Below are 26,587 nucleotides of genomic sequence, written 5' to 3' on the forward strand. Positions count from 1 at the left end.
TCCATTCGGTGGGGATATTTGGCCAGTTTTGAATCATGCTTGAATTAGTGCTGCGTTTAAACGTAACAAGACAAATTGTGCGAGCGTAAGAGACAGTTGGCGAAGTAAACGTGCTTGGTCAGACTCCGCCATGTAAGGATGGGCACCGGTCTCGCTTAGCAGCCCATATAGCTTGTCTATTGACTCTCGCTCTTTGCGCTCGAACAAGCCCTCTCGCTCCAAGTATTGGCGAACTTCGACTGGCCGCTCAAATATAGATTTATCAAATTTTTGCCCCTTTGATGTAGAAAGCGCTTTTGCTCCTTCTTGAAGAGTCAACTCAAAAAATTTACGGACGTTCGATATACAGTCTGACCATCTGGCTGCAACAAAGTGCTCTTCGCCAAGGCGCAGAAATTCAAAGGCATCATTTGCACGCCCAAGCTTTGCGGAAATAAATAGGCGTTCTAGAGCACTTTTTTCTTCTTCTACATTTAACACATCACTTTGTGGCTGAAGGAGATCGCCGTCTCGAAAAATATAGCCGTCTAGTTCAAGATGTCGTAGCAGGTGTTGTGTATCATCGCCGTAGAACTGCGCATACAAGCCTTCAGACTTTACGGAGTCAAACCATCGAAGGTGGTCACGGGCCATATCACGCAAATATCGCTGCCCTAGATTTCGTCGCTGCTCCCATGACCAGTCTTGTGTAGCAGTGGCGAACGATTCTCCCGTGTGAATTTTCATAAACCATTCTTTTAAGCCCCGAACACTGACATGGCTTTTAGAAAGATTGCAGAACCATGCCTCATATTCGTTTGCATAGAAAAAATCATAAATTTTATCGCGATATACTTTTTCTGTAGACCGCCCGTGTGAACGTGATACGAGTGAAAAACGTGCGGTATATGCTTTGGCAATTGCTAATGAAGTGGGGCGGCTAATCATTGGAAATCTCGAGATGGTGTACCTTCGGAGTTACGCTGCCCGCTTTAACAGATCCACTTGAATTCCTTTTCGGCGGCAAGAGTTATGCTCGGTGCGATTTTAGGCCGTTGAAGAACGCGCTTCGTACAGCCCATCGTACGGCGTCGTCGGTTCTGACGCTTTTCCAATGGTCAGGATGGCGCATCACATCACGTACTTCGTAGCGATCATTCTGCGGATAACGCACCTCTAGAAAACCAATTCGGTACAAGAATCTCGCGAGCGCAATATCGGAATCGCCATACGAAACACCTTTTTGAAGCTTGACTTGTCCGTTCCCAATTAGACCTCGTAGATGCTTGTATAGGTCCGAAGCAATCCACTCCAACGGTTTTCCAGTGAACGACTGCAGACAAATATCTAGACCTATACAAAGCCCACTAAACTCTGTTTTCAAGAATTCAAGCTGGTCAGTTGAATAACTTACTTCGGCGTCTTGAATGGCCGACTCGGGGACGGGAAGTATATCTGCAATGTCAAGTGAAAATTTAGTAAATGCCCGCAAACTACGCGGCGTATACATCGACCTCCGAACAATATAGCTAAAAGAGTCGCTTTTGGATTGGTCTTTTAACTGCACTTCAGGAGTGAAGAATATGTGCCACATGTCATCAAAGGGCAATTTAATATTTTTGGGGTCAGTATTCAAAGCGACTCCAATCGCAAGCCGAAGTCTTTGTGCCATCCATTTTTTTAGATCGCTGACATCCCAATTAAGGTGAACGACACCGCTAACTTTATCTGAGTAATGCCAGCCGGGGCTAATGTTGAGCCATAGATCTTGTCGCATAAACAGGTGGACTTCAGCGTTTTCGTTGTGGTGGGTAATCCTGTCTGCCGCCTCGATAGCATCTCGGATCAAGCGCATATTTGTAGCACCGCCTTCCTCTTGTAGATTATCGAAGTCATCAACATACAGTGCAAAGCTGGTAGCCTGTGCAACACGAGTAATTCTCTCGTCACTGTTCTTTTTCAGTCCGTCGCTCTCGGCAGCAACGGCCTTGGCCCAAGGCACAAGAGTTTTCAGAACATCGACAATACGTTCGCCAAAATCGCGCTCTGTAATTCCATCTGTCTTTGCCCACGCACGAACCGCGATCTCGTCGTCGCTGGTTAGGAGATGCCCACTCATTTCGCGAGCTAGTTTTCGACAAATCATGTCTGCATATATCTGCATCCAATCGGAAACCGCTCCATATCCTCGTGCAGTTGCTTGCGCTAAGCGTTCTGCGTGTAGCGAGGCGAGTTCGTCTGCCGAAGCTTCTACTATTAGTGTTTTGGAGTCTGATTTACGACGTTCAATGCTTGTTAACCGAACTGCGGATTTGCCGGCACCTTTTCGAGCTACGGCGACTGTTACCGCTTTGGATGTCGCGTTTGTAAACCAATCTGGCTTTACGAGCAAATTGTCGAACCAACTATTGTGGACAGTGTCACGTTCCGCATCCGGGTAGCCGATAAAGGATGAATCACCTTTCCAATGGGAGCGAACCACTCGTACTTGTTCTGTTGTTAGTGATTTAATTTCAGAGATCATTTTTCCCCCATAAATTGCACAGTGGTTTGAATTTTTTGCCTAGTTGTAAATAGACTGGCCTCTTTGTCCGTACATGTTTAAATAAGTAAGCACCGACGTCCCCCCAAGTTTGAGTAGCACGCAGCTTTAGAGTCCAATCCCTTCCATCAAGGAGACTGGACGTGAAGAAACGCTTTTCCGAAGAACAAATCATCGGCTTCCTGCGCGAGGCCGAAGCGGGCTTGCCCATCAAGGAACTGTGCCGCCGGCACGGTTTCTCCGAAGCCAGTTACTATCTCTGGCGCAGCAAGTTCGGTGGCATGAGCGTCTCCGACGCCAAGCGGCTCAAGGAACTCGAGGCCGAGAATGCTCGGCTCAAGCGCATGCTGGCCAATTCGATGCTCGAAAACGAGGTCATCAAGGAAGCACTGCAAAAAAAGTGGTGACCGCACCAACGCGACGCGAGCTGGTGCGGTTCCTCGCCGGACGGGGTCTGAGTGAGCGCTGGGCGTTGCGCATCGCCCGAATGAGTCCGAGCGCCTTGCGCTACCGGCCCAAGCCGGATCGGAACGGCATGTTACGGCAGCGGATCGTCGAACTGGCGCAGCGCCATCGTCGCTACGGTGCAGGGATGATCTATCTGAAGCTGCGCCAGAGCGGCTGGGCAGTGAACCACAAGCGGGTAGAACGGCTATATGCACTGGCCGGGCTGCAAGTGCGGCGACGCAAGCGCAAGAAGGTGCCGCCATCGGAGCGGCAGCCGCTGATCCGGCCGCAGGTCGCCAATGCGGTCTGGTCGATGGACTTCGTGTTTGATCGCACGGCCGAAGGACGAGTGATCAAATGCCTGACCGTTGTCGACGATGCCACGCATGAAGCCATTGCGGTGATCCCGGAGCGAGCCATCAGTGGCGAAATTCTGACGCGGCAACTGGATCGATTAGCGGTCTCACGCGGCTTGCCGCAGGTGATTCGCACTGACAACGGCAAGGAGTTCTGCGGTCGAGCGATGCTGCACTGGGCGTACCGGCGCGGCATCACGCTGCGGCAGATTGAACCGGGCAAACCGAACCAGAACGCTTACATCGAATCATTCAATGGCCGGCTGCGGGACGAATGTCTGAACGAGCACTGGTTCACCAGCTTGGCGCATGCGCGGGTGGTGATCGAAGCCTGGCGACGGGAATACAACGAGGAGCGGCCGAAGAAGGCGTTGGGCGGGCTGACGCCATCGGCCTATGCCCGGCAGCTAGCGAGGAAGAAACCGGTAATATCGGGGGCCGGACTCTAAAGCGAAATGCTATTCATGAGGGGGTGACGTCGGCACAGTAAAAGTAGCTTTGTGGTTTTGATACCGAGCGATTTTCTGCGGTGGTGTCCTTATATCCAAGCAGATCGTCTAGTCACATAGACCCTGCAGCAGGTTGACGCTTCTGCATACTTTCTCGTGCTTAAGTACGTTGGCATGAAAGTGTTTATAGCAACGTTTTTGAGCCGTTTTGAACCTGAGAGTAGCGTGCTCCACGCTGGTCTGGGCTCTCCCATCCGCCCGTAACCCGCGCCGTTATTAGCTCCAAGCCCTAACCACCCCGCCTCACCCCCGCCCCGGAAATCCATCCACAGGCGCGTCACACCGGACTGTTGGACATTGCTCCCGTCTCATTCGGAGCACACCAACATGAACATTCCTTCCAACGAACTGGGCTTGCCCACCGATCTGGTGGCGGAGGTCGAGGCGGCTGCCGTGCTGGGCTGGCCGTTGCCGGTGCTGATCGAGCGCCGGGCATTGGGGATCGGGCCGCGCTGCTAGGTCCTGGGCGATAATGGATCATCGCCGGCGCGGCTACGGCCAGGCCGAATTGCAGGCGATGCGGCGCGGGGCGCACTCGCGGCTATCCAATGATGTAGCGGAAGTGTTGTAGCTCGGTATTCATCTCGATCATCTCCATCAACTGGAGCAAAGACCGGCGTCGATCGGGCGTGTACATTGCGCATCCCCCATCGCGCCAACAGGCATGGCGAGCTACTTATTTGTGCGAAACAAGGATCGACTCGATGCTTCACGATCTGCGCAATCTGCGCATTCCCACCGCGCGCTTGCTGCTGCGCACTTTCTCTCAGAATGATCTGACTGCCCTCGTCTCGCTGGTCCGCCAGCCCGAAATCACCACAAACCTGCCCGACTGGGCCATGACGATCGAGCAGTGCGAACAGTGGCTGGCTTGGCAGGAAACCAACTTGGTGCGGTTGGACAGCGACAACCCGGCCGTACCCCTCGCGATCTGCCTGCCCGATGGTGAACTGATCGGCTGGTTGGGGATTTGGCCCAAGCCCAGTGTTCACGTCGATTCGCCTGAGGTTATGTACGCGTTATCGCGCACGTATCGCGGCCGCGGTTACGTCAGTGAAGCTGTTCGCGCTGCAACGCAGTGGCTGTTTGGGCTGTCGCCTCTGCCGCAACTGATGGCCGTGGTGAAGCCGTCTAACCCGGATTCTCGTCGCGTCGTCCTGCGTAGTGGCTTCGCTGCCAGCGGCACGGTCCGGTGCGATGACGACGGCTGGTTCGATTACTTTGTCCTGCAGCGCCCCGAGGCAATGGATGGTTGTCCGCCTGCCTGAATGTTGGCAGTAGGGGCTGACTGCGCGAGCGGCTGAGTCAGTTGCACGAGCGATGCACCGGCAAGGGTGACGACGTGCCAATGCAAAAAGCCCCGACCGAGGTCGGGGCTTTTTGGTATCTGGTGGCTATGACGGGACTCGAACCTGTGACCCCAGCATTATGAGTGCTGTGCTCTAACCGACTGAGCTACATAGCCAAAGAGTCGGGCATTGTGCCGCCGGCCAGAATGGCTGTCAAGCCTACAGCCGCCAGGAATCGTCGGCGCGCGAGAAGCCGGGTAGCAGCGCGGGCAGGGCGAGATTGCGCGAGAAGGCGATCGCCTTGAATAGCTCGCCCATCTCCGCAGGGCTGGTGAGCTTGTTCAGTGCCGAGGCGGCGGCGAGGTATTGGGCCGGTTGCAGTTGTTCCAGCCGCGCGGCGGCGCTGGTATCGAGCAGGTATTGCGCCTGGCTGGTGTAGCCCTCCAGTTGCAGGCCGGCTGCATCGGCGGCGGCATAAACCGCGGAAAAATCGACGTGACAGGTCAGGTCGGTCAGGCCCGGATGCCAGAACGGATCGGTCAGGCTGTGGTGGCGGTAATGCGCCATCAGCGTGCCGGCGTTGCGCTGCGGGTGGTAGTACTCGTTGGCGGGAAAGCCGTAGTCGATGAACAGCGCCGCACCCCGGCTCAGGCTCTGTGCCACGCTGTGGATGAAGCCGCGCATCTGCGGCTGGACCTCGGTGAGGTAGTCACGCGGTAGATCGAGCGCAGTCGCGAGCTCCAGTAACGGGCCAGGGGCCAGCAGCCGGTCTTCGTAGACCAATCCCTCGCGCCAGACCACGCCGCGCTCGAACAGCGCGCCCGCCGCATCACGGTAGACCAGGTTGCAGGGGATGGCATCGAGCACCTCGTTGCCGACGATGCAGCCGACGAAATCCTTGGGCAGCGCGGTCAGCCACTGCACGCGCTCGACCAGGTGTGGCACCAGTGCGGTCAGCGTGGCGCGCTGGCGGGCGGCAAGTTCGGCAGAGAGGTCGACGATGTAATAGCGGCGCGGCAGCCGTTCCCACCGTTCCAGTTCGGCAAGAATCTGCGCGGCGAGCTGGCCGGTGCCGGCACCGAACTCCAGCACATCAGCGTCGCCCAGCGCGAACAGCACCGGGGCGATGGTCTCGGCGACGCAGGCGCCGAACAGCGGGGAGAGCTCCGGCGCGGTGACGAAGTCGCCGGCTTCGCCGAACTTGGTGGCCCCGCCGCTGTAGTAGCCCAGGCCCGGGCTGTACAGCGCCAGCGCCATGTAGTCGGCGAACGACAGCCAGCCATGCGCGTCGATCTCGGCGCGGATATGGGCGATCAGGCGTTGCGACGCATCGAGGGCGTCGGCGTTGGGCGGGGGCAGCGGGGCTGGCTTCACGCGGGGGCTTCCTGGGCGGCGATGGCCTGGATTCTACCGCGCACCGTGGCGGGGCGCGTCGTCGTGCCGGCTTTCCTTTGCTCGGCGCCATGGTCGATGCCATGATCGCAGGCAATGTCTTTCCCAGCTGGTGCCATGCAACAAACAGTTCCGGTGGATCTTGATGTGTTGATCGTGGGCGGTGGCGTCGGCGGGCTGACGGCCCGGCGCTGGCTCAGCGGCCTGGGGCGTCGGGTGGGCGTGATCGAGCGCTCCGCCGTGCTCGGCGGCTGCCTGGCAGCGAGCGACTATCCGCTCAAGTGGTTGCCGGGCTGGGGCGAGATTGCCGGCAGCAGCTACATCGCCAAGCTGGTGGCTGATTCCGGGGCCGGGCCGCTGTGGCTGCAGCAGGAACTGACCGCGGTCGGCTACGAGGGCGGCGTCTGGCAACTGCACGGGCGGGGTGATTTGCGCTGGCAGGCCAGGGCACTGGTGCTGGCCTGTGGCGCCGAGCCCTATTCGCCCTATCCCGCCCATCCACGCCTGATCGTCGGTGCGCAGCGCGAGCATCTGCTTGCTTTGCAAGGCCAGCGGGTGGCCATTCTCGGCGGTGGGGACAATGCGATCGAGCATGCCTTGCTGCTGCATGCTGCCGGCTGCTGCGTCACCCTGCATGCGCGTGGTGCGCTGCGTGGCAATCCGGCAATGCTGGCGCGGCTGCATGCTGCTGCGGTGCCATTGCTTACCGGCTTGGGGCCGATAGCGGTGCAGGCCGATGCGGACGGCGTGACAGTCTGCGGCGCCCGTTACGACCATGCCGCAGTGTTCTTCGGCTATCGGCCGTCATCCTTGCTGCAGCAATGGCCACAGCTGGCGTGCGACGGGCTGCCGGATGCCACGCGGCAGGTGTACTGGGTGGGCGACATGCGTGCACCGCGCTTTCCCAATGTGCTGTCGACCCAGGGCGATGCGGCCGTGGTGGCCAAGGCGCTGGATGCGGCCCTGCCGCCCACAATCGATTGAAAGTCATCAGCCAAAGCCGGCCAAGCGCTGCGCCCGACGCCATGTTACAAAGCGCGCTTTTCCCAGACGGACAACGCAACAATGACGTATCGCATCGACGTGCGCCACGGGGCCGATCATCAGCAATCGGCCAGTGATGACATCAACCGCGCGCTGAGGCAGTTCAACGAGTCGGTGCTCGGCCCGTATACGTTCACGCGGGTCAGTGCCGCTGCCTATAGCGACGATGGTCAGCTGCAAGGCGGTGCCACCGGGTATTACGGCCTGGATTGCCTGCAGGTCGAAGGATTGTGGGTCGATCCCGCGCTGCGTAGCCAAGGGCTGGGTGAGCGCCTGCTGACCGCGATCGAGGCGCAGGCTGCCTCGGCCGGCATACGCCTGGCCAAGCTGGAAACCGCGAGTTTCCAGGCGCGCGGCTTCTACGAGAAGCAGGGCTATGTGGTGTTTGGCGAGCTCGACGACTATCCGCCGGGGCATCGCTATTTCTTCATGCGCAAGGCTCTGCTACCGGCCGAGCGCTGAAGCGAACGCGATTCATGGCGAAGCTGTGCTGATTGAGGGTAAAATCGCCGTCAATTCAAACATCTACGACGGGGCGCTGCGCGCCCCGTCCGCATTCCCACCATGATCCAGCATTCCAGCCCTGAAACCGCCGCCCTCGTCGACGCCGAGAAGAAGGCCCAGTACAACCTCAACAAGCTGTCCAAGCGCCTGCGCCACCATGTCGGCGATGCGATCAACGACTTCAACATGATCGAAGAGGGCGATCGGGTGATGGTCTGCCTGTCCGGCGGCAAGGACAGCTACACCATGCTGGACATCCTGCTCGGGCTGCAGAAATCCGCGCCGATCGATTTCTCCATCGTCGCGGTCAACCTCGACCAGAAGCAGCCAGGCTTTCCCGAACACGTGCTGCCCGAGTACCTCGCCGCGCTGGGCCTGGAATACCGCATCATCGAGGAAGACACCTACAGCATCGTCAAGCGGGTGATCGAGGACGGCAAGACCACCTGTGGCCTGTGCTCACGGCTGCGCCGGGGCATCCTCTACCGCGTGGCGGATGAATTGGGCGCGACCAAGATCGCGCTGGGCCACCATCGCGACGACATCCTGGAAACGCTGTTCCTCAACATGTTCTACGGCGGCAAATTGAAGGGCATGCCACCCAAGCTGGTATCGGACGACGGCCGCCATATCGTGATCCGCCCACTGGCCTATTGCCGTGAGAAGGACATTGAGCGCTACAGCGAAGCCAAGGGCTTTCCCATCATCCCGTGCAACCTGTGCGGCTCGCAGCCGAATCTGCAAAGACAGGTGGTCGGCGACATGCTGCGCGACTGGGACAAGCGCTTCCCCGGCCGGCTGGAAACCATGTTCACCGCAATGTGCAATGTGGTGCCGTCGCACCTCGCCGATACCACGCGCTACGATTTTGCCAGCCTCAAGGCGGACGGCACGCCGCGCGCCGATGGCGACAAGGCCTTCGACAAGGAAAGCTTCGCCGAGCCCAATCGCATTTCCATCCTCGCCTCCAAGCCGCGCGATACGGGCGGTTGCGGGGGCGATGACTGATGCTGTTCCGCTCCAAGCGTGTTTCCGCGGCAGCGGCGGATGAGATCGTCATTGATATCTCGGAGGAGTTCGGCATCCGCAAGCTGCATTTCGGCGGTGACGACACCCAGAGTGCGATGCGGGTGTCCGATCCCGAGGAGCTGGTGCTGGCCTACACCCGCTGCCTGTTCGGCTTCCTGCTGTTCATCGAACCGCCGCGGGAGGCCTTGCTGATCGGTCTCGGTGGCGGCTCGATCGCCAAGTGGATCCACGCCCGCTTGCCGGAAACCCGGCTCAGCTGCGTGGAGCTGCATCCGCAGGTCATCGCCGTGGCCCGCAGCATGTTTGCGCTGCCACCGGACGACGAGCGACTGGCCGTGCTGGCAGGCGATGGCGCCGCACACGTGGCCAAGTTGGCGGATGGCGCCACTGATTTGATCATCATGGATGCCTACTCGGCCACCGGCATCGCGCCGCCGCTGGCATCGGCCGAATTCTTCGCCACCTGTCGTGACAAGCTCAGCGACAACGGCGTGCTGGCAGTGAACCTGTGGGGTTCGGACAAACGTTTTTCCACATATTGCGAGCGGTTGTCCGAGGTGTTCGACGGGCGATTGTTGTGCCTGCCGGCGCGGCAGAAGGGCAATGTGATGGCTTTCGCTTTCCGCCGTGGCCAGAACAGCCCGCAGTGGGAGCGCCTTGCCGAGCGAGCCAGCCGGCTGGAGGCGCAATACGGGCTGGAGTTCCCGGAATTCGTCGCCGATCTGGCGCGGCTCAACCCGCATAACGACCGGCGCCTGTTCGTCTAGCCGTCGATTTGTCCGCCATGCTGCGCTGCCGCGGTTTGCAAGCTGCGCCGGATGTGGAAAAATCAACGTTAACTAACGGTTACAAGGTATTACCCCATGCTCGATCGTGACGGCTATCGCCCGAACGTCGGCATCATCATTCTCAACCAGCAAAATCAGGTGTTCTGGGGCAAGCGGGTGCGCGAGCATTCGTGGCAGTTCCCGCAAGGCGGGATCAAGCAGGGCGAATCGCCCGAGCAGGCAATGTACCGCGAGCTGATGGAAGAAGTCGGTCTCGCGCCCGAGCACGTGCGTATCGTGGGCCGTACCCGCGACTGGTTGAAATACGATGTGCCGACCAACTGGGTTCGCCGCGAGTGGCGCGGCACCTACAAGGGGCAAAAGCAGATCTGGTTCCTGCTGCGGCTGGTCGGTCGTGATTCCGATGTCTGCCTGCGCCGCAGCACGCATCCGGAGTTCGACGCCTGGCGCTGGAACGAGTACTGGGCGCCGCTCGACGCGGTGATCGAGTTCAAGCGCGGTGTCTACGAAGCCGCGTTGTCTGAGCTGTCGCGTTACCTCGACAACGCGCCATTGCGCGCGCAGGGCTGAGAGCGGGCGGCATGCGAGCGCCCATGGTGAGCGAGGTCTACTGGCGCTCGCTCAGCCTGCTCAATACCTTCCGGCTGTTGTCGGTGGTGGCGCTGCTGGTGGGCGTGGGCTGGTATACCCCAGGTGCCTTTGACAGCGAACTCGCGTGGCGTGCCTTCCTGTGGCTGTGCAGCGGTTACACGCTGGCGGCGTTGCTGTTCCTCTTTGGCATCCGCTTCCGCCTGCCGCGCTTCGATCTGCAGCTGACGCTGCACGCGGCGACCGACATCGCCTTCATCGTGGCGCTGGTGCACCTGTTTGGCGGGCTGCGCAGCGGCCTTGGCATCCTGTTGCTGTGTTACATCGCGGCAGCCGGCCTGATTGCCCGTGGCCGCATGACGCTGTTCCACGCCGCGCTTGCGACCATTGCGCTGCTGGTTGAACTGTCTTCGCGCATCTACCTGGGCGGCGCGCGCGACGATGATTACGGCAACGTGGTGCTGCTGTGCGTCGCCAGCTTTGCCGTGGCTTGGCTGGCGCACCGGCTGGCGCGCTATGCACGAGAAAGCGAGGCGCTGGCGCACGCGCGCGGCATCGACCTGGAAAACCTCGGCCAGCTCAACGCGCGCATCCTGCAGGATGTATCGGATGGCGTGCTGGTGGTCGATGCGTCCGGTATCGTTCGCCAGGTGAACGAGCAGGCGATGCGGCTGATCGGCGAGCGGGCCGACGACGACGTCGCGCTGGCCAACTATCTACCGGAGCTCGCCGCGGTGCTGTTCCGCTGGCGTGACGATCCCTATACCAAGCCTGCCCTGGTGACCGCCATGGCCACGCGCAAGACGCTGCGGCCCCGCTTGGTGCCGGCGTCGTTCACCGTCAGTGGCGACGTGCTGATCTATCTCGAGGACATGGACCGGTTGCGTCGCGAATCGCAGCAACTGAAGCTCGCCGCACTCGGGCGGCTGACCGCCAACCTCGCGCACGAGATCCGCAATCCTTTGAGTGCCATCACCCATGCGGCGCAGCTGCTGGCCGAGGAGGCCGGCGACGATCCGCTGGGCCGCAAGCTCACTCGCATCATCAACGACAACGCGGCGCGGCTGGAACGCATGGTGGCCGACGTGCTGGAGCTCAACCGCCGTGATCGCCTCAAGCGGGTCGAGATCGAGCTTGGCGCGTGGCTGAGCACCTTTCTCGATGAGGTGCGGCAAAGCGAAGGCATCACGGTGCCGATCGCCTGTCATTGCCCGGACGAGGCCAGCATCAAGTTCGATCCCGCGCATCTGCAGCAGGTGCTGTGGAATCTGGTACGCAATGGCTGGCGCTATTGCAGCAAGCGGCCGGGCAGCCTGCGCCTGGCGATCGAGCGTGACGACGCAGGCCGCTGGCGGCTCGACGTGCAGAACGACGGCCCGCCGGTGCCGGCCGATGCCCAGACGCAACTGTTCGAACCGTTTTTCACCACGGAATCGAAAGGAACCGGCCTCGGGTTGTATATTGCCCGCGAGATCTGTGCCGCCAATTCGGCCTGGCTCGAATACGTGCCGGTCGAGTCGGGCGCGTGCTTCCGTATCGTTTTCGAGGTGACAGATGGCGAGAAAACCTAGAAATGCCCGCCGTGTGCTGGTGGTCGACGACGAGGTCGATCTTGCCGAGCTGCTCGAACTCACGCTGATCAAGATGGGGCTGGACGTCGACACCGCTGGCGGCGTGGCGGAGGCCCGCGGCATGCTGGCGCGCACCGCCTACGACCTGGTGCTGACCGACATGCGCATGCAGGATGGCGAGGGGCTGGAGATTGTCCAGCACATCCAGGACAAGCGACTCGATGTGCCGGTGGCCGTGATCACCGCCTACGGCAGCACGCAGAACGCGGTGGCAGCGCTCAAGGCCGGTGCGTTCGATTACCTTGCCAAGCCGGTGTCGCTGGAACAGCTGCGCACGCTGGTGAAATCGGCACTGCGCCTGGAAGACTCGGGCGAATCGGCGCCGGTCGAGGTGGCCAGCGCTGATCGGCCGCTGCTCGGCGAATCGGCGGCCATCCGCCAAGTGCTGGAGCTGGTGGAGAAGCTGGCGCGCAGCCAGGCGCCGGTCTACATCACCGGGGAATCGGGCAGCGGCAAGGAGCGCGCGGCGCGGCTGATCCACGCCCGCAGCAACCGCGCCGAGCAGCCCTTCGTGGCGGTGAACTGCGGCGCCATCCCCGAGAACCTGATGGAAAGCGAGTTCTTCGGCTACAAAAAGGGCGCCTTCACCGGGGCCGATCAGGACAGAGACGGCTTCTTTCAGGCCGCTACCGGCGGCACACTGTTCCTCGATGAAGTGGCGGACCTGCCGCTGGCGATGCAGGTGAAGCTGCTGCGCGCGATCCAGGAGCGCAAGGTACGCAAGGTGGGCAGCACGGCAGAGGATTCGGTCGACGTTCGGCTGATTTCCGCCACCCACCAGAACCTGGCGCGCTGTGTGGAAGCCGGCAAGTTTCGCCAGGATCTGTATTACCGGCTCAACGTGATCGAGCTCAAGATGCCGCCGCTACGCGAGATGGGCGACGACATCGTACTGATCGCCCGGCAGGTGCTGGCACGCCTGGCGCAGCAGAACGGCATGACCATGCCGGAGGTATCGAGCGATGCGCTGAGGGCGCTGCGCCAGTATGCATTCCCCGGCAATGTGCGTGAGCTGGAGAACACGCTGGAGCGGGCGCTGGCGCTCTCCGACGGGTTGAGCATCACCGCCGAAGACCTGCAGTTGCAGCCACAGGCCTTCGAGGGCGAGGCAGAAGGTGGCGGCGCGGGCGGCCCGTTGCAGGATTACCTCGACAAGGTAGAGCGCAACGCCATCCTCGACGCGCTGGAAAAGACCAATGGCAACCGTACCCAGGCTGCCAAACTCTTGGGCGTGACCTTCCGCTCGTTGCGCTACCGGATGGACCGGCTGAGTCTGGCCGGCAAGGACTAGCGCGCCATGCTGTTCCGCTTGCCGCGCTGGGTCTGGCTGGGCGGTTTCGTGCTGGCCTGGGTGGCGGGCCTCGTCAATGTGGTTGGCTATCTGAGCTTCGAGCACCAGGCGGTGACCCACCTGACCGGCACCACGACATTGCTCGGTGCCGCACTGGCGCACGGGCAGTGGTCGGCTGGCGGTCATCTGCTCGCCGTGCTGGCATCGTTCGTCGGTGGCGCGTTGTTGAGCGGCCTAGTGATCGGCGATGGCGCGTTGCAGCTGGGCCGGCGCTACGGGCTGGTGCTGGGCCTCGAGACCATTACGCTGGTGCTGGCTGTGCCATTGCTGGAGCGCGAGCTGGTGTGGGGCAGCTATCTGGCCGGGCTTGCCTGCGGGTTGCAGAACGGCATGGGCACCACCTACAGCGGTGCCGTGGTACGGACCACGCACGTGACCGGCATGCTGACCGATCTGGGCCTGGCGCTTGGGTTATGGCTGCGCGGCCGCCCGGTCGAGCCGCGCCGGCTGAGCCTGTGTCTGGTGGTGGTATCGGGCTTCTTTCTCGGCGCCGTGTGTGGTACCTGGCTGTTTGCCGCACTGCACTATGCCGCGCTGTACGTGCCGGCTGCGACCACGCTGGCGCTGGCACTCATCTATTGGCTGTACCGCTGGTGTTCACACCGGCACAGCCCTACGGAACCCAAGCATGCGGATCGATGAACTCGGCTATTGCGACGCGGCCCGTCAGGTCGCCAGCCCCAATTGCGATGCGCGCCAGCCCGGTGAGGTGATCCGGCTGGTGGTGGTGCACAACATCAGCCTGCCGCCGGGGCAGTTCGGCGGCGATGACATCGAGCAGCTGTTCACCAACCGCATCGATCCAGCGGCGGCGCCGGGCTATGACGAGCTGGCGCGGCTGCGCGTGTCCGCCCACTTCCTGATCCGTCGCGACGGCGAGCTGGTGCAGTTCGTGCCGACCGCGGCACGGGCCTGGCACGCTGGGGCGTCGCTATGGTGCGGCCGCGAGCGCTGCAACGATTTCTCGGTGGGCATCGAGCTCGAGGGCAGTGATTTCGTACCGTTCGAGCCGGCGCAATACCAACGGCTGCTCGATCTGCTGGTCACGCTGGCTGAGCGGCACCCGATCGAAGCCATCGTCGGGCACAGCGAAATCGCGCCGGGGCGCAAGACCGATCCGGGGCCGTTTTTCGATTGGTCGCGGGTACATGCTGCATTGCCGCAACTGCGGCCGGCAAATCCGGGTGAGTCTGCGACGGCGCGGCTATAATCCGCGCAACCTCGCATCCACGCCACGCCCACTCCATGCAACCCTCCCAGAATTCTCCTTCCGGCCAGGCCGCGCTGACGCTGGCTGCGCTCGGCGTCGTCTACGGCGACATCGGCACCAGCCCGCTCTATACGCTCAAGGAATGCCTGAACGGCCATGTGCCGCTGCCCATCATTCAGGAGAACGTGTTCGGCATGCTCTCCATGGTGTTCTGGGGGCTGGTGCTGGTGGTGTCGATCAAATACGTGGTGCTGATCCTGCGGGCCGACAACCGTGGCGAGGGGGGGGTGCTGGCGCTGATGGCACTGGCGTTGCGCGAGGCGGGCGGCAACAGCCGCAAGGCGCTGTTCTTCACCGCGCTCGGCATCTTCGGCGCGGCGCTGTTCTACGGCGACAGCATCATCACGCCGGCGATCTCGGTGCTGTCGGCGCTCGAAGGGGTGGGTGTGATCTCGCATCGCTTCGACAGCTACATCGTGCCGGCGACCATTGCCATCCTGATTGCGCTCTTCATCCTGCAGGCACGCGGTACCGCCAGCGTCGGCAAGCTGTTCGGCCCGGTGATGGTGCTGTGGTTCGCCACGCTGGGCCTGCTCGGGCTGTGGCAAGTGATCCAGCATCCCTACGTGCTGGCGGCAATCAACCCGATCTATGCATTCCAGTTCATCTCCCACCATGCCTGGCAGGCCTTCGTGCTGCTGGGCGCCGTGGTGCTGGCGCTGACCGGGGCCGAGGCGCTCTATGCCGACATGGGCCACTTCGGCCGCCCGGCCATCCGTCGCGCCTGGTTCGGCCTGGTGTTACCGGCCCTGGTGCTCAACTATTTCGGCCAGGGTGCACTGCTGTTGCAGGATCCGACCGCCATCAAGAACCCGTTCTTCCTGCTGGCGCCGTCCTGGGGCCTGCTGCCGCTGGTGGTGTTGGCCACTGTCGCCACGGTGATCGCATCGCAGGCGGTGATCTCCGGTGCATATTCGATGACGAGCCAGGCCATCCAGCTGGGCTTTGCGCCGCGGATGAATGTCGAGCACACGTCCGACACTGAAATCGGCCAGATCTACATGCCGGGCATCAACTGGTTCCTGCTGATCTCGGTGATCATCCTGGTGTTGCTGTTCCGCTCTTCCGGCAATCTCGCTTCGGCGTATGGCTTTGCGGTTACCTGCACCATGGTGATGACCACGCTGCTGGCCTTCACCGTGCTCGGCCGCCGCTTCTCCGGCCCGGCGCGGATCGGCATCTTTGCGCTGCTGTCGGTGATGCTGGTGATCGACATCATGCTGTTCTCGTCGAACGCGCTGAAGATCCACGACGGCGGCTGGTTCCCGCTGCTGGTCGGCGTGATCGCCTTCACGCTGATGATGACGTGGAAGCGCGGCCGCGCACTGCTGAACGAGCGACTGCACCAGGGCGAGCTGCCGCTGGAAGGCTTCGTCGACATGATCGAGGCCAGCCCGCCGCAACGGGTGGAAGGCACGGCCATCTTCATGACCGGCGATGCGGACCGGGTGCCGCACGCGCTGCTGCACAACCTGAAGCACAACAAGGTGCTGCACGAGCAGGTGGTGCTGATGACGGTGGCGATCACCGACGAGCCCTATGTGCCGACGCGCGAACAGGTGGTGGTCAAGCGGCTGGGCGAGACCTTCTACCAGATCGTTGCCACCTACGGTTTCAAGCAGGAGCCCAGCGTGCCGGTCATCCTCAAGCAGGTGGCGGCACTGCAGCCGGACCTGGACCTCGATCCGATGCAGACCTCATTCTTCCTGTCGCGCGAGACCATCGTCGCTGCCAAGTACCCGGAGATGGCGCTGTGGCGGCGCAAGCTGTTCGCACTGATGAACCGCAATGCCGCGCGCGCGACCAGCTACTTCAAGATCCCGCCGAACCGGGTGGTGGAGATGGGGACGCAGGTCGAGCTGTAACGGCCGGCCATCCTGCAAAACGGGCACTGCGGTGCCCGTTTTTCATTGCCATGCGCGGCGCAGCGGCAGGTGGTGCAGCGCGGACAGCAGCACGTCCGCCGCCGCATGGCCACGCCGGTGGCGACGTAGCCAGACTGTCTTCATGCCGAGCCGCTTGGCTGTCCGCAGGTTGGCGATGCTGTCCTCGACCATGATGCAGCGGCGTGGCTGCAGCCGCAGCTGGCGACACAGCCGGCGATAGCTGCGGATGAAGGGCTTGGGCAGGTGATCGAGCGCATCGACGCCGATTACCCGGACGAAATGCCGCGAGATCCCGAGCGCTGCCAGCATGGCTTCGCCGTAATAGGTCGGCCCGTTGGTATAGAGCACCTTGCGGCCGGGCAGCCGTGCCAGCGTGCGCTTGAGGCCGGCAGCGGGGTGGGTGGGCGCGAGCAAGCGCGGCAGCGGGTGCACGGCTGTGAGAAAGGCGTCGGGATCGATATCCGGATGATGGCGGATCAGTCCGAGCAGCGTGGCGCCGTAGCGCTGCCAGTAGTGCCGGCGCAGCCAGTCGGCTTCCTCGGCCGGCACCGCCAGCCGGTCGGCGATCCAGCGCGTCATCTCCCCATCGATGACGGGAAAGACATGGCGGTGTGCGTGGTGCAGCGTGTCGTCGAGATCGAACAGCCAGGTGTGCGTGCGGGTAGGCATGGCAAGAAAAAGGCCGGCGCAGGCCGGCCCAAGCTGCGTGCGGGTGGTCAACGCCCGTGAATGTAATGCGAAAGCTGCTCGATCGTGTATTCCTGGTCGGCGATTTTTTCCCGGACCAGATCACCGATCGACAGCACGCCCAGCACGCTGTCGTCGTCGAGCACCGGCAAATGGCGGATGCGTTTTTCGGTCATCAGCGCGAGGCATTCGTCGACCAGCATGGTCGGTGGCACACAGACCAGGCGCCGGGTCATGATGTCGGCAACGGCGGTGCCGGCGGAGGTCTTGCCCATCAGCACCACTTTGCGTGCGTAATCGCGCTCGGAAAAGATGCCGACCAGCTTGTCGCCCTCCATCACCAGCACGGCGCCGATGTTCTTCTCGGCCATCAACTGCAGCGCCTGGTAGACGGTGGCCTGGGGCGAGATGGAAATGGTTTCGTGCAACTGCTTCTCGACCAGGAGGTGACGGGCATTCTTCATGGTGATCCTCGAGCGGTGGACATGCTTCCAATCTAGCCGCGCCCCGGCAATCCGCAAGGCGCTGCGTGCTGCGTCGGGCGGCGATCAGTGGGCGAGCATCTGCACCAGCAAGGCCTTCACACTGTCGGTATCGAAGGGCTTGTCGCAGATCGCGGAGACGCCGGCCTCCTGCACCGCGGCGAGCCGGCCCTCGTTACGCTCGGACGACACCATCAGCACCGGTACGGTGCTCTGAACGCTGCGGTTGCGGATGTGTTCGGTCAGCTCGCGGCCATCGACTTCGGGCATGTTGTAGTCGGTGATGACGAGGTCGAACATCGCTTCGTCGAGCGCTGCCATCGCCTCACGACCGTTCATCGCCTCGGTGAAGCGCTCGAAACCGAGCTTTTCCAGGATGCCGCGGATATGGCGGCGCGCAGTGCTGCTGTCGTCCACCAGCAGCACCTTGAGTTCGTCCACGTGCAGGTCGGCAAAGGCGTCGCGATCGACTTCCGCATTGAGGAAGGACAGCGTGTTGTGGAGCGCGAATGCGAGCTGCTGATGGGTGAAGGGCTTGGGCAGGATGGCGAGCGATCCGGCCTGGCGGATCGGGTCGAGCACCTGCGGGCGCGTCTCGGACGAGATCAGGATGAAGGGCAGGTTGCCATGCTCGGCATCCTCGCGCAGTTGGTAAACCAGCTCGGTGCCGGTCATGTCCGGCAGGTAGAGCGCGCAGAGCAGTGCGTCGAGCGGTGGGCCGCCGACGATGCGCTCCATCGCTGCCTGTCCGCTGGTGACATGCTCGACCCGGGTGACGCCGAGCTTGGCGAGTTCCTGCTGGATGAAATGAGCCTGCACGCCCGATGGTTCGATCAGGCACAGGTTCAGGTATTTGAGCTCGATCATGACTGCCCCCTTGTCAGCTTTGAGCTTTGGCCCGTGGGCGAAGCTTGTCAAGACGGACGGTCAAGCAAAAGGCCACCTCGCGGTGGCCTGTGCTGTATTCGGGCAAGTCCCGCTTACTTGGCGCGGATCATGGTGCCCACGCCCTGCTCGGTCAGCACTTCCAGCAGCAGCGCGTGCTTCACGCGGCCATCGATGATGTGCACCGAGTTGACGCCACTCTTGGCGGCATCGAGCGCCGAGGCGATCTTGGGCAGCATGCCGCCGGAGATGGTGCCATCGGCAAACAGCTCATCAATGCGGCGCGCAGTCAGTTTGGTCAGCAGGTTGCCGTCCTTGTCGAGCACGCCCGGGGTGTTGGTCATCAGGATCAGCTTCTCGGCGTGCAGCACTTCGGCGAGCTTGCCGGCGACCAGATCGGCATTGATGTTGTAGCTTTCGCCACTGGCGTCGACGCCGATCGGCGCGATCACCGGGATGAAATCGGCGGCGTCGAGATGGGCGACGATGGACGGATCGATTTTCTCGATCTCGCCGACCTGGCCGATATCGACCAGCTCATCGGCGTTGGCGCCCTTGAGGAACATCTTGCGTGCGCGGATGAAGTGGCCGTCCTGGCCGGTCAAGCCGACGGCCTTGCCGCCGTGCTTGTTGATCATCGACACGATTTCCTTGTTCACATGGCCGCCCAGCACCATCTCGACCACATCCATGGTTTCGGCATCGGTCACGCGCATGCCCTGGATGAACTCGCCCTTCTTGCCGATGCGATCGAGCAGATCGTTGATCTGCGGGCCGCCGCCGTGCACCACCACCGGGTTCATGCCCACCAGCTTGAGCAGCACCACGTCCTGGGCGAAGCCTTCCTTCAGCTCCTCGTCGATCATGGCGTTGCCGCCGTACTTGATCACGATGGTCTTGTCGAAGAAGCGCTGGATGTAGGGCAGGGCTTCCGAAAGGATGTTGGCCTTTTCTTGCGGGGTGATGGCGACGCTCATGTCGGCTCCTAGGCGGGCAGCGAAAACGGTGCGGATTGTACCGCCGCCATTCGGGCTTGTGCGTGACGAAACTGCACGATGGCGGATTTATCTGTACCGCCGCCGTTCGTCTCCCTGACACGGCACGGACCGTGTCTGTCATTGACGACAGCTGGCCACGCCCAGAATAATAAATGAACATTCATTTATTAATTTCAGGCCGTGCCCATGATCTGCCCACTGAGCAAACGCTGGTCCCGGCGCAAGGAAGCGCGGCCACAGGAAATCCTCGAAGCGGCGCTGGAGGTGTTCACCGAAAAGGGCTACTCCGCCGCCAAGATCGAGGACATTGCCAGCCGCGCCGGGGTGACCCGCGGTACTCCCTACCTCTACTTCAGCAACAAGGAAGAGATCTTCAAGGCGGTACTGCGCGAACTGCTGCTGCCGCAGCTGGGCATGGCCGAGCTTGCGCAGACGCCGCTTGAGGGCAGTGCCACCGACGAGCTGCGCAAGATCGTCGGCCTGTGGTGGGAGCGCATGGGTGCAACGCGTTTCTCGGCGCTGCCCAAGCTGATGATTGCCGAGGCGCGCAATTTCCCCGAAGTCGCGCAGATCTATTACGACGAATTCATCGCGCCCGGGCAGGCGCTGTTCCGGCGGGTGCTCGAATACGGCATCGCCCGCGGCGAATTCCGCCAGGTCGACATCGACAGCCTGCTGCACCTGATTCCCGCGCCCATCGTGATGCTGATGATCTGGCAGCACGCCTTTGCCCCGTGTACCCAGGGCGAACCGCTCGAACCGCAACGCTATCTCGACGCCATGCTGGCCACGCTGCTGCATGGCATCGCCACCGATTCCCCATGATCCGAGGACCTGTTCGATGAAGCATCGAGTTCCCCGCCGGCGGCTGTGGCTGCTGGCCTTGGTGGCGAGCGCCGCGCTCGCCGCCTGCAAGGAAGAAGCCAAGACCGCGCCCGACGTGCGCCCGGTACGCGTCATGCAGGTGGGCGGCCCGGCCGCACAGGCGGGCGCCGAGCTTGCCGGCACTGTGCGTGCGCATGTGGAAACACCTTTGTCATTCCGCATCGGCGGCAAGCTCATCGAACGGCGGGTCGACATCGGCAGCGTGGTCCGGCGCGGTGAGGCGATTGCGCGGATCGATCCGCAGGATGCCTCGCTCAATGCCGCAGCCGCCGATGCCCAATTGGCCTCGGCCAACGCGCGGCTGGCGCAGGCCAGGATGGACCATGACCGCTCGGTACAACTGTTTGCGCAGAAGTTTGTCAGCCAGGCCGAAGTCGACAATCGCAAGACCGCGCTCGATGCCGCACGTGAGGCCGCCCGGCAGGCTGCAGCGCAGCGCGATCTGGCGCGTAACCAGGCGGGCTACACCACGCTGACGGCTGATGCCGACGGCGTGATCACCGAGGTGCTGGCCGAACCGGGCCAGGTGGTCGCGGCTGGGCAGGGCGTGGCCAAGCTGGCGCGCGATGGGGTGCGCGAGATCGCGCTCGATGTGCCTGAGCAGCTGCGCGGCGCAGTCAAGGTCGGCGATGCGGTGCTGATCCGTATCTGGGCGCTGCCGGGGCGGGAGATCAAGGGCCACGTCAGCGAGCTGTCGCCGGCAGCCGATGCCGCCGCGCGGACCTACCCGGCGCGGGTGGCGTTCGACGAGGCAGTGGCCGACGTGCAGCTGGGCATGAGCGCCAGCGTACGGCTGGCACAGGCTGGCAGCGTGACCGCCAACGGCCGTATCCGCGTGCCGCTGACGGCGCTGTTCGGCAATACCGGTGCACAGAAGGTGTGGCGTTTCGACGCCGGCAGCGGCACGGTGAAGGCCGTGCCGGTGAAGGTGGCCGCACTGGTCGATGATGCGGCGCTGATCGAGGGGGTGCGCCCGGGTGACCTCGTCGTGACCGCTGGTGTGCACTTGCTGCGCGAAGGCCAGCAGGTGAAGCGGCTGGCCGACGCGGGAGCCGGCGCATGAACGAGCAGAATGCCCACCCCGCTGCCCATGCCACGCACGGCAATCTGTCGGCCTGGGCGCTGAAGCACCAATCGCTGGTGCTGTACCTGATCGTGGTGCTGTCGCTGGCCGGCATCTTTGCCTATTCCAAGCTGGGGCAGAAAGAAGACCCGGAATTCACCTTCAAGGCCATGGTGGTGCGGGCATTCTGGCCCGGCGCTTCGGCTGGCGAGGTCGAGCGCCAGCTCACCGATCCGCTGGAGAAATCGCTGCAGGGCATCGCTGCCATCGATTTCACCCGTAGCTACTCGCGTGCCGGCGAGACGCTGATCATCATCAGCCTGGAGGAGTGGATACGCGGCCATCAGGTGGATGATGCCTGGTACCAAGTGCGAAAGCGCGTCAACGACCTGCAGCGCCAGGGCGGCTTGCCGCAGGGCGTGTCCGGACCGTTCTTCAACGATGAATTCGGTGACACCTACGGCAATCTCTACGCGTTCACCAGCGACGGCTTCACCATGCCGCAGGTCAAGGCCTATGCCGAGGACGTGCGCCAGGAATTGCTGCGCATCCAGGACGTGAACAAGGTCGAGCTTTTTGGCGTGCAGGATCAGAAGATCTACGTCGAATACTCGGCAGCCAAGCTCGCCGCGCTCGGCATCGCGCCATCGCAGATCAACCAAGTGCTGGCCGCGACCAATGCGCTGTCGGCGGCCGGCGTGGTCGAAGGGCGCGACGAGCGGGTGTTCGTGCGTGTCACCGGCAATTTCGATGCGGTACAGCGCATCGCCGATACCGTGCTCGACGTGCAGGGCAAGCGCTTCCGCCTGGGCGATATCGCCACCGTGCACCGCGCCACCATCGATCCGCCGGAGAGCAAGATGCGCTTCCAGGGGCAGGAGGCGATCGGGCTCGGCGTATCGATGAAGAAGGGCGGCGACGTGCTGGCGATGGGCCGGCAGCTCGACGAGACACTGGCCAAGGTACGCGCCAGCCTGCCGGTCGGCGTGGAATTCCACGCGGTATCGGACCAGCCGGCAGTGGTGAAGAACGCGGTCAGCATCTTCATGCACTCGCTGGCCGAGGCGGTGATCATCGTGTTGGCGGTGAGTTTCCTCAGCCTGGGCTGGCGCACCGGCATTGTCGTCGCACTGTCGATCCCGCTGGTACTGGCACTCACCTTCCTCGGCATGCTGCTTGCCGGCATCGACCTGCAACGCATCTCGCTCGGCGCGCTGGTGATCGCGCTTGGCTTGCTGGTCGACGATGCGATCATCGCGGTGGAGATGATGGCGCTCAAGCTGGAACAGGGCTGGGATCGCTTCAGCGCAGCCACCTTCGCCTATTCCAGCACCGCCATGCCGATGCTGACCGGCACGCTGATCACGGCGGCGGGCTTTCTGCCGGTGGGCCTTGCCAAGTCGAATGCCGGCGAATACACGTTCTCCATCTTTGCCGTGGTCGGCATTGCGCTGATCCTGTCGTGGATCGTTGCCGTGGTGTTCACGCCCTACATCGGCTTCAAGCTGCTGCCGCAGAAGATGCAGGCGCACGATCACGACGTGTACCAGGGGCGCTTCTACCGGCGCTTCCGCGCGCTGGTCACCTGGTGCATCACCTGGCGCAAGACCACCATCGCCGCCACGGTGGCGGCCTTCGTGGTGGCCATGCTGCTGTTCGGCACGGCGGTGCAGAAGCAGTTCTTCCCGGCATCGAGCCGGCCCGAGTTGATGGTCGACCTGTGGCTGCCGTACGCGGCGTCCTATCAGGCGACCGAGCGCGAGGCCAAGAAGCTGGAAGCGGCGCTGATGAAGGATCCGGATGTCGAGAGCGTCACCACCTACACCGGCACCGGCTCGCCGCGCTTCTACCTGCCGCTGGACCAGCAGCAGCCCAACCTGAACTACGCGCAGCTGATGGTGATGACGAAGGGCGAGAAGGTGCGAGAGAACGTCTACACCCGCATCAACCAGCTGTTCGCCAGCGACTACGCCCAAGTGCGCGGCCGGGTCACCCGGCTGGAGAACGGTCCGCCGGTGGGCTACCCGCTGCAGTTCCGCGTGGTCGGTGAAGACCCTGCCAGGCTGCGCCAGATCGGCGAACAGGTGGCAACGGCAATGCGCGCCAATTCGCATACCCGCGATGTGCACTTCGACTGGGGCGAACAGGTGAAGGTGCTGCGCGTGCATGCCGACCAGGACAAGCTGCGCGAACTGGGGTTGACCACGCAGCAACTGGCGCAGTACCTGCAGCTGGCGGTGTCGGGTGTGACGGCGACGCAGTATCGCGAGGACAACGAGCTGATCGACGTGATCGCCCGGCTCATCCCCGAGGAGCGCACGTCGCTGACGGCGATCCGCGATCTGCCGGTCAAGCTCGCCAACGGCCGCAGCGTGCCGCTGTCGCAACTGGGTGAGGTGAAACTGGAGGCCGAGGAGAGCCTGATCTGGCGGCGCAACCGGGTGAAGACACTGTCGGTGCGTGCCGACGTCAACGGCGCGCAGGCCCCGGACGTTACCATGGCGCTGCAACCGAAAGTGGACGAGATCGCTGCGCAACTTCCGTCCGGCTATCACATCGAAGTCGGCGGCACGCTGGAGGCTTCCAAGATCGGCCAGGAATCGATCGCCGCGGTAATGCCGCTGATGCTGCTGGTGGTGATGACGCTGCTGATGATCCAGCTGCAGAGCATGCGCCTGATGGTGATGGTATTGCTGACCGCGCCGCTGGGCCTGATCGGGGTGACGATGACATTGCTGTTGTTCAACGCGCCGTTCGGCTTCGTGGCGCAACTCGGCGTGATCGCGCTATCGGGTATGATCATCCGCAATTCGGTGATCCTGATGGACCAGATCAAGCAGGACATCGCGCAGGGCCATGATCCGTGGACGGCGGTGGTGGAATCGGCGGTACGGCGGTTCCGCCCCATCATGCTGACCGCAGCAGCGGCCATCCTGGCGATGATCCCGCTCACGCGCGACACTTTCTGGGGCCCGATGGCAGTGGCCATCATGGGCGGCCTGCTGGTGGCCACGGTGCTGACGCTGCTGTTCCTGCCGGCGCTCTATGCAGCCTGGCAGCGCATCGCACCACCGGCCACGGCAAACGAATAAATGATGCAGGGGAATGCAATGAAATTGACGTCGATCGCGGCCAGCCTGTTGTTGCTGGCCCCGCTGGCGCAGGCTGCCGACCTGATGGCGTCCTGGCGTGCGGCGCAGCAGTACGACGCCAGCTACCAGGCGGCCAAGTCGGCGCTGGAAGCAGGCCGCGAAAAGAAGGCCCAGGGTCAGGCATTGTGGCTGCCCAAGGTTACCGTGGACGGCAGCGCCAAGACGGTGCGCGAGGTATACGATCCAGGTAACGAGTCCGTCATCACGCCGTCGACGGACGCGCATGGCGAGCAGTACGGCGCCTCGGTCTCGCTGCAGCAGCCGATCTACCGCGCCGACGTGTTTGTCGGCGCCGACCAGCTCTACAAGCAGGCCGACCTCGCCGAGGTGGAATACCGTAGTGCCGAGCAACAGCTGATCCTGCGCGTGGCGCTGGCCTATTTCGAAGTGCTGGCTGCCGAGGAGAAGGTCAAGCTCGCCGTGTCGCAAAAGGAGGCGGTGAGCCAGCAGCTGGCGCAGGCCAAGAAATCGTTCGAGGTGGGGGTGGCCACCATCACCGACACCAACGAGGCGCAGGCGCGTTTCGATGCAATCACTGCTGGCGAGATCGCCGCGCGCAACGAGCTCGATATCAAGCGTAACGCCTTCGAGTTACTCACCGGGCTTGACCCGGCTCAGCTCGCCAAGATCACTGACGGCAAGCGGCCGGCGCCGCCGGCGCCGCCGGTGATGTCGGACTGGACCGCGCGCGCGCAGGCCAACAACTTCGCGGTCAAGGCGCAAGAGCTGGGCCTCGATATCGCCAAGCGTGAGATCGATCGCTACCGCGCCAGCACCGCGCCGACGCTCGATCTGGTCGGCAGCTACGGTTCGAGCTGGAACAGCGATGGCATTTCCCGCTCCGGCGGAACAGATCGCACCACCAGTGGCGTGATTGGCGTGCAGTTGTCGATTCCGCTCTATACCGGTGGCGATCGCAGCTCGCGCCTGCGCGAAGCGATTGCATTGCGTGACAAGGAAAGCTACACGCTCGACGCTGCCAAGCGCGACAGCGTGCAGCAGGCGAAGCAGGCCTTCCTCGGCGTGCAAAGCGGTGCTGCCCAGATCGGTGCCTTGGAACAGGCGGAGAAATCCAGCCTGTCCTCGCTGGAGTCGACCAAGCTCGGTCGCGAAGTTGGCGTGCGGACCACGATCGACGTGCTCGATGCCGAGCAGAATTACTATCAGGTGCGATATGACTTGGTGGTGGCGCGATATCAGTATCTGTATGCGCGGCTGCAACTGGCCAATTCGGTTGGCGAACTCGATGAAGGCGATGTCACCGATGTCAATGCCTGGCTGCAATAGCTGGGTTGATTGAACCTATCGCGGTGTGTTCTTTCCAACGCTGCTTGCTGACACCTCGGTCGATACCGGGGTGTTTCAATATGCGCGATCGGTATTGGATATCAGCAGGTATTAATGTCAATTGCACAATGCTTGTATTCGATTGGCGCGCTGTGCATAATGCCCTTCACCGAAGTACCGAATACCAATCAGATCACACGATATTGGAGAAACCCGATGGACCTGTCCGCACTGTCGCTGCCGCAACTGTTTCAACTGGAAAAAGATCTTGCCCGCGAAATCGAAAAGCGCAAGGTGACCGACAAGCAGAACCTGATTGTGGAACTGCAAAACCTCGCCGCCGCCAAGGGTTTCTCGCTCAATGAAGTGCTGGGCCTCGAAGCCGCCAAGAAGGGTGCCAAGAAGGCCGCCGTGGCTGGCAAGGCGCAATTCCGCAATCCGGCCGATGCCAACCAGACCTGGTCCGGCCGTGGTCGCAAGCCGCAATGGGCGCTGGATTGGATCGCATCGGGCAAGTCGATCGACGATCTGCGCATCTAAGCG

General features: G+C 62.4%; 25 protein-coding genes, 1 tRNA gene and 1 pseudogene. 19 read left to right on the forward strand and 8 right to left on the reverse strand.

From position 1 onward, the window contains the following. Positions 1-33: 33 nt before the first annotated feature. Positions 34-927, reverse strand: a complete 894-nt coding sequence (locus FLM21_RS04000; RefSeq protein WP_148714332.1) for a hypothetical protein — start codon at positions 925-927, stop codon at positions 34-36. A gap of 82 nt (positions 928-1,009) precedes the next feature. Continuing rightward, positions 1,010-2,503, reverse strand: coding sequence for a P-loop ATPase, Sll1717 family (locus FLM21_RS04005; RefSeq protein WP_148714333.1), 1,494 nt, complete (start codon positions 2,501-2,503; stop codon positions 1,010-1,012). 161 nt (positions 2,504-2,664) lie between these two features. Between FLM21_RS04005 and FLM21_RS21225 the strand changes: the two are divergent. The 4 genes and pseudogenes from FLM21_RS21225 to FLM21_RS04015 form a co-directional block, all read left to right on the forward strand. Beyond that, positions 2,665-2,814 (forward strand): annotated as a pseudogene (locus tag FLM21_RS21225) (transposase); the annotation flags it as partial. After that, a complete protein-coding gene (locus FLM21_RS04010; RefSeq protein ID WP_246120704.1) occupies positions 2,742-3,773 on the forward strand; it encodes an IS3 family transposase in 1,032 nt (343 codons plus the stop codon). The pseudogene FLM21_RS21225 and the gene FLM21_RS04010, both read left to right, overlap by 73 nt. Before the next feature lie 387 nt (positions 3,774-4,160). Beyond that, on the forward strand, positions 4,161-4,292 hold the full coding sequence (locus FLM21_RS21485) for a hypothetical protein (RefSeq protein ID WP_281284964.1): 132 nt from the start codon (positions 4,161-4,163) through the stop codon (positions 4,290-4,292). 245 nt (positions 4,293-4,537) lie between these two features. Further along, the gene (locus FLM21_RS04015; protein ID WP_148714334.1) at positions 4,538-5,101 is read left to right on the forward strand and encodes a GNAT family N-acetyltransferase; all 564 of its coding nucleotides are present in this window, start codon (positions 4,538-4,540) and stop codon (positions 5,099-5,101) included. A gap of 120 nt (positions 5,102-5,221) precedes the next feature. Here FLM21_RS04015 and FLM21_RS04020 read toward each other — a convergent pair. Both FLM21_RS04020 and FLM21_RS04025 read right to left on the reverse strand, forming a co-directional pair. Beyond that, positions 5,222-5,298: transfer RNA gene (locus tag FLM21_RS04020), tRNA-Met, on the reverse strand. 43 nt (positions 5,299-5,341) lie between these two features. Next, on the reverse strand, positions 5,342-6,496 hold the full coding sequence (locus FLM21_RS04025; protein WP_187360077.1) for a class I SAM-dependent methyltransferase: 1,155 nt from the start codon (positions 6,494-6,496) through the stop codon (positions 5,342-5,344). 135 nt (positions 6,497-6,631) lie between these two features. Between FLM21_RS04025 and FLM21_RS04030 the strand changes: the two genes are divergently transcribed. The 10 genes from FLM21_RS04030 to FLM21_RS04075 all read left to right on the forward strand — a co-directional run bounded on the left by FLM21_RS04030 (position 6,632) and on the right by FLM21_RS04075 (position 16,584). Further along, a complete protein-coding gene (locus tag FLM21_RS04030; protein ID WP_187360078.1) occupies positions 6,632-7,498 on the forward strand; it encodes an FAD-dependent oxidoreductase in 867 nt (288 codons plus the stop codon). 81 nt (positions 7,499-7,579) lie between these two features. Then, positions 7,580-8,020, forward strand: coding sequence for a GNAT family N-acetyltransferase (locus tag FLM21_RS04035; RefSeq protein ID WP_148714336.1), 441 nt, complete (start codon positions 7,580-7,582; stop codon positions 8,018-8,020). A 102-nt stretch (positions 8,021-8,122) separates the two neighbouring features. Further along, on the forward strand, positions 8,123-9,070 hold the full coding sequence (ttcA, locus tag FLM21_RS04040) for a tRNA 2-thiocytidine(32) synthetase TtcA (RefSeq protein ID WP_148714337.1): 948 nt from the start codon (positions 8,123-8,125) through the stop codon (positions 9,068-9,070). Beyond that, positions 9,070-9,858 carry a polyamine aminopropyltransferase gene (locus FLM21_RS04045; RefSeq protein ID WP_148714338.1) on the forward strand — a complete coding sequence of 263 codons (789 nt, stop codon included), beginning with the start codon at positions 9,070-9,072 and terminating at the stop codon, positions 9,856-9,858. The genes ttcA and FLM21_RS04045 overlap by 1 nt, the downstream gene beginning before the upstream one ends. A gap of 96 nt (positions 9,859-9,954) precedes the next feature. Continuing rightward, on the forward strand, positions 9,955-10,449 hold the full coding sequence (locus FLM21_RS04050) for an RNA pyrophosphohydrolase (RefSeq protein WP_148714339.1): 495 nt from the start codon (positions 9,955-9,957) through the stop codon (positions 10,447-10,449). Between the two features lie 11 nt (positions 10,450-10,460). Then, positions 10,461-12,038 (forward strand): two-component system sensor histidine kinase NtrB, encoded by a 1,578-nt coding sequence (locus FLM21_RS04055; RefSeq protein WP_148714340.1) that lies wholly within the window; start codon positions 10,461-10,463, stop codon positions 12,036-12,038. Continuing rightward, positions 12,022-13,389, forward strand: coding sequence for a sigma-54-dependent transcriptional regulator (locus FLM21_RS04060; protein ID WP_148714341.1), 1,368 nt, complete (start codon positions 12,022-12,024; stop codon positions 13,387-13,389). Before FLM21_RS04055 ends, FLM21_RS04060 begins: the two co-directional genes overlap by 17 nt. 6 nt (positions 13,390-13,395) lie before the next feature. Then, entirely contained in the window at positions 13,396-14,091 is a 696-nt protein-coding gene (locus FLM21_RS04065; protein WP_148714342.1) for a YoaK family protein, read from the forward strand. Continuing rightward, positions 14,078-14,659 (forward strand): 1,6-anhydro-N-acetylmuramyl-L-alanine amidase AmpD, encoded by a 582-nt coding sequence (gene ampD / locus FLM21_RS04070; protein ID WP_148714343.1) that lies wholly within the window; start codon positions 14,078-14,080, stop codon positions 14,657-14,659. Before FLM21_RS04065 ends, ampD begins: the two co-directional genes overlap by 14 nt. Positions 14,660-14,694: 35 nt before the next feature. Then, complete coding sequence (locus tag FLM21_RS04075; protein ID WP_148714344.1) at positions 14,695-16,584, forward strand: potassium transporter Kup; 1,890 nt, start codon at positions 14,695-14,697, stop codon at positions 16,582-16,584. 42 nt (positions 16,585-16,626) lie between these two features. Here FLM21_RS04075 and FLM21_RS04080 read toward each other — a convergent pair whose 3' ends face one another. The 4 genes from FLM21_RS04080 to argB all read right to left on the reverse strand — a co-directional run bounded on the left by FLM21_RS04080 (position 16,627) and on the right by argB (position 19,636). Next, positions 16,627-17,274 carry a pyrimidine 5'-nucleotidase gene (locus tag FLM21_RS04080; RefSeq protein ID WP_148714345.1) on the reverse strand — a complete coding sequence of 216 codons (648 nt, stop codon included), beginning with the start codon at positions 17,272-17,274 and terminating at the stop codon, positions 16,627-16,629. A gap of 47 nt (positions 17,275-17,321) precedes the next feature. Next, complete coding sequence (locus FLM21_RS04085) at positions 17,322-17,756, reverse strand: CBS domain-containing protein (protein WP_148714346.1); 435 nt, start codon at positions 17,754-17,756, stop codon at positions 17,322-17,324. Positions 17,757-17,840: 84 nt separating this feature from the next. Further along, on the reverse strand, positions 17,841-18,641 hold the full coding sequence (locus tag FLM21_RS04090; protein WP_148714347.1) for a response regulator: 801 nt from the start codon (positions 18,639-18,641) through the stop codon (positions 17,841-17,843). 113 nt (positions 18,642-18,754) lie between these two features. Next, a complete protein-coding gene (argB, locus tag FLM21_RS04095) occupies positions 18,755-19,636 on the reverse strand; it encodes an acetylglutamate kinase (RefSeq protein ID WP_148714348.1) in 882 nt (293 codons plus the stop codon). Positions 19,637-19,843: 207 nt separating this feature from the next. Here argB and FLM21_RS04100 point away from each other — a divergent pair, with 207 nt between their 5' ends. From FLM21_RS04100 to FLM21_RS04120, 5 genes are all read left to right on the forward strand, one after another. Then, entirely contained in the window at positions 19,844-20,482 is a 639-nt protein-coding gene (locus FLM21_RS04100; protein ID WP_187360079.1) for a TetR/AcrR family transcriptional regulator, read from the forward strand. 16 nt (positions 20,483-20,498) lie between these two features. After that, complete coding sequence (locus tag FLM21_RS04105; protein WP_187360080.1) at positions 20,499-21,605, forward strand: efflux RND transporter periplasmic adaptor subunit; 1,107 nt, start codon at positions 20,499-20,501, stop codon at positions 21,603-21,605. Next, the gene (locus tag FLM21_RS04110; RefSeq protein WP_148714350.1) at positions 21,602-24,697 is read left to right on the forward strand and encodes an efflux RND transporter permease subunit; all 3,096 of its coding nucleotides are present in this window, start codon (positions 21,602-21,604) and stop codon (positions 24,695-24,697) included. Before FLM21_RS04105 ends, FLM21_RS04110 begins: the two co-directional genes overlap by 4 nt. An 18-nt stretch (positions 24,698-24,715) precedes the next feature. Further along, complete coding sequence (locus FLM21_RS04115) at positions 24,716-26,044, forward strand: TolC family outer membrane protein (RefSeq protein ID WP_187360081.1); 1,329 nt, start codon at positions 24,716-24,718, stop codon at positions 26,042-26,044. A 216-nt stretch (positions 26,045-26,260) separates the two neighbouring features. Further along, positions 26,261-26,584, forward strand: a complete 324-nt coding sequence (locus tag FLM21_RS04120; RefSeq protein ID WP_187360082.1) for an H-NS histone family protein — start codon at positions 26,261-26,263, stop codon at positions 26,582-26,584. Positions 26,585-26,587 lie beyond the last annotated feature (3 nt).

The sequence above is a fragment of the Chitinolyticbacter meiyuanensis genome, from assembly GCF_008033135.1.
GTDB lineage: Bacteria > Pseudomonadota > Gammaproteobacteria > Burkholderiales > Chitinibacteraceae > Chitinolyticbacter > Chitinolyticbacter meiyuanensis.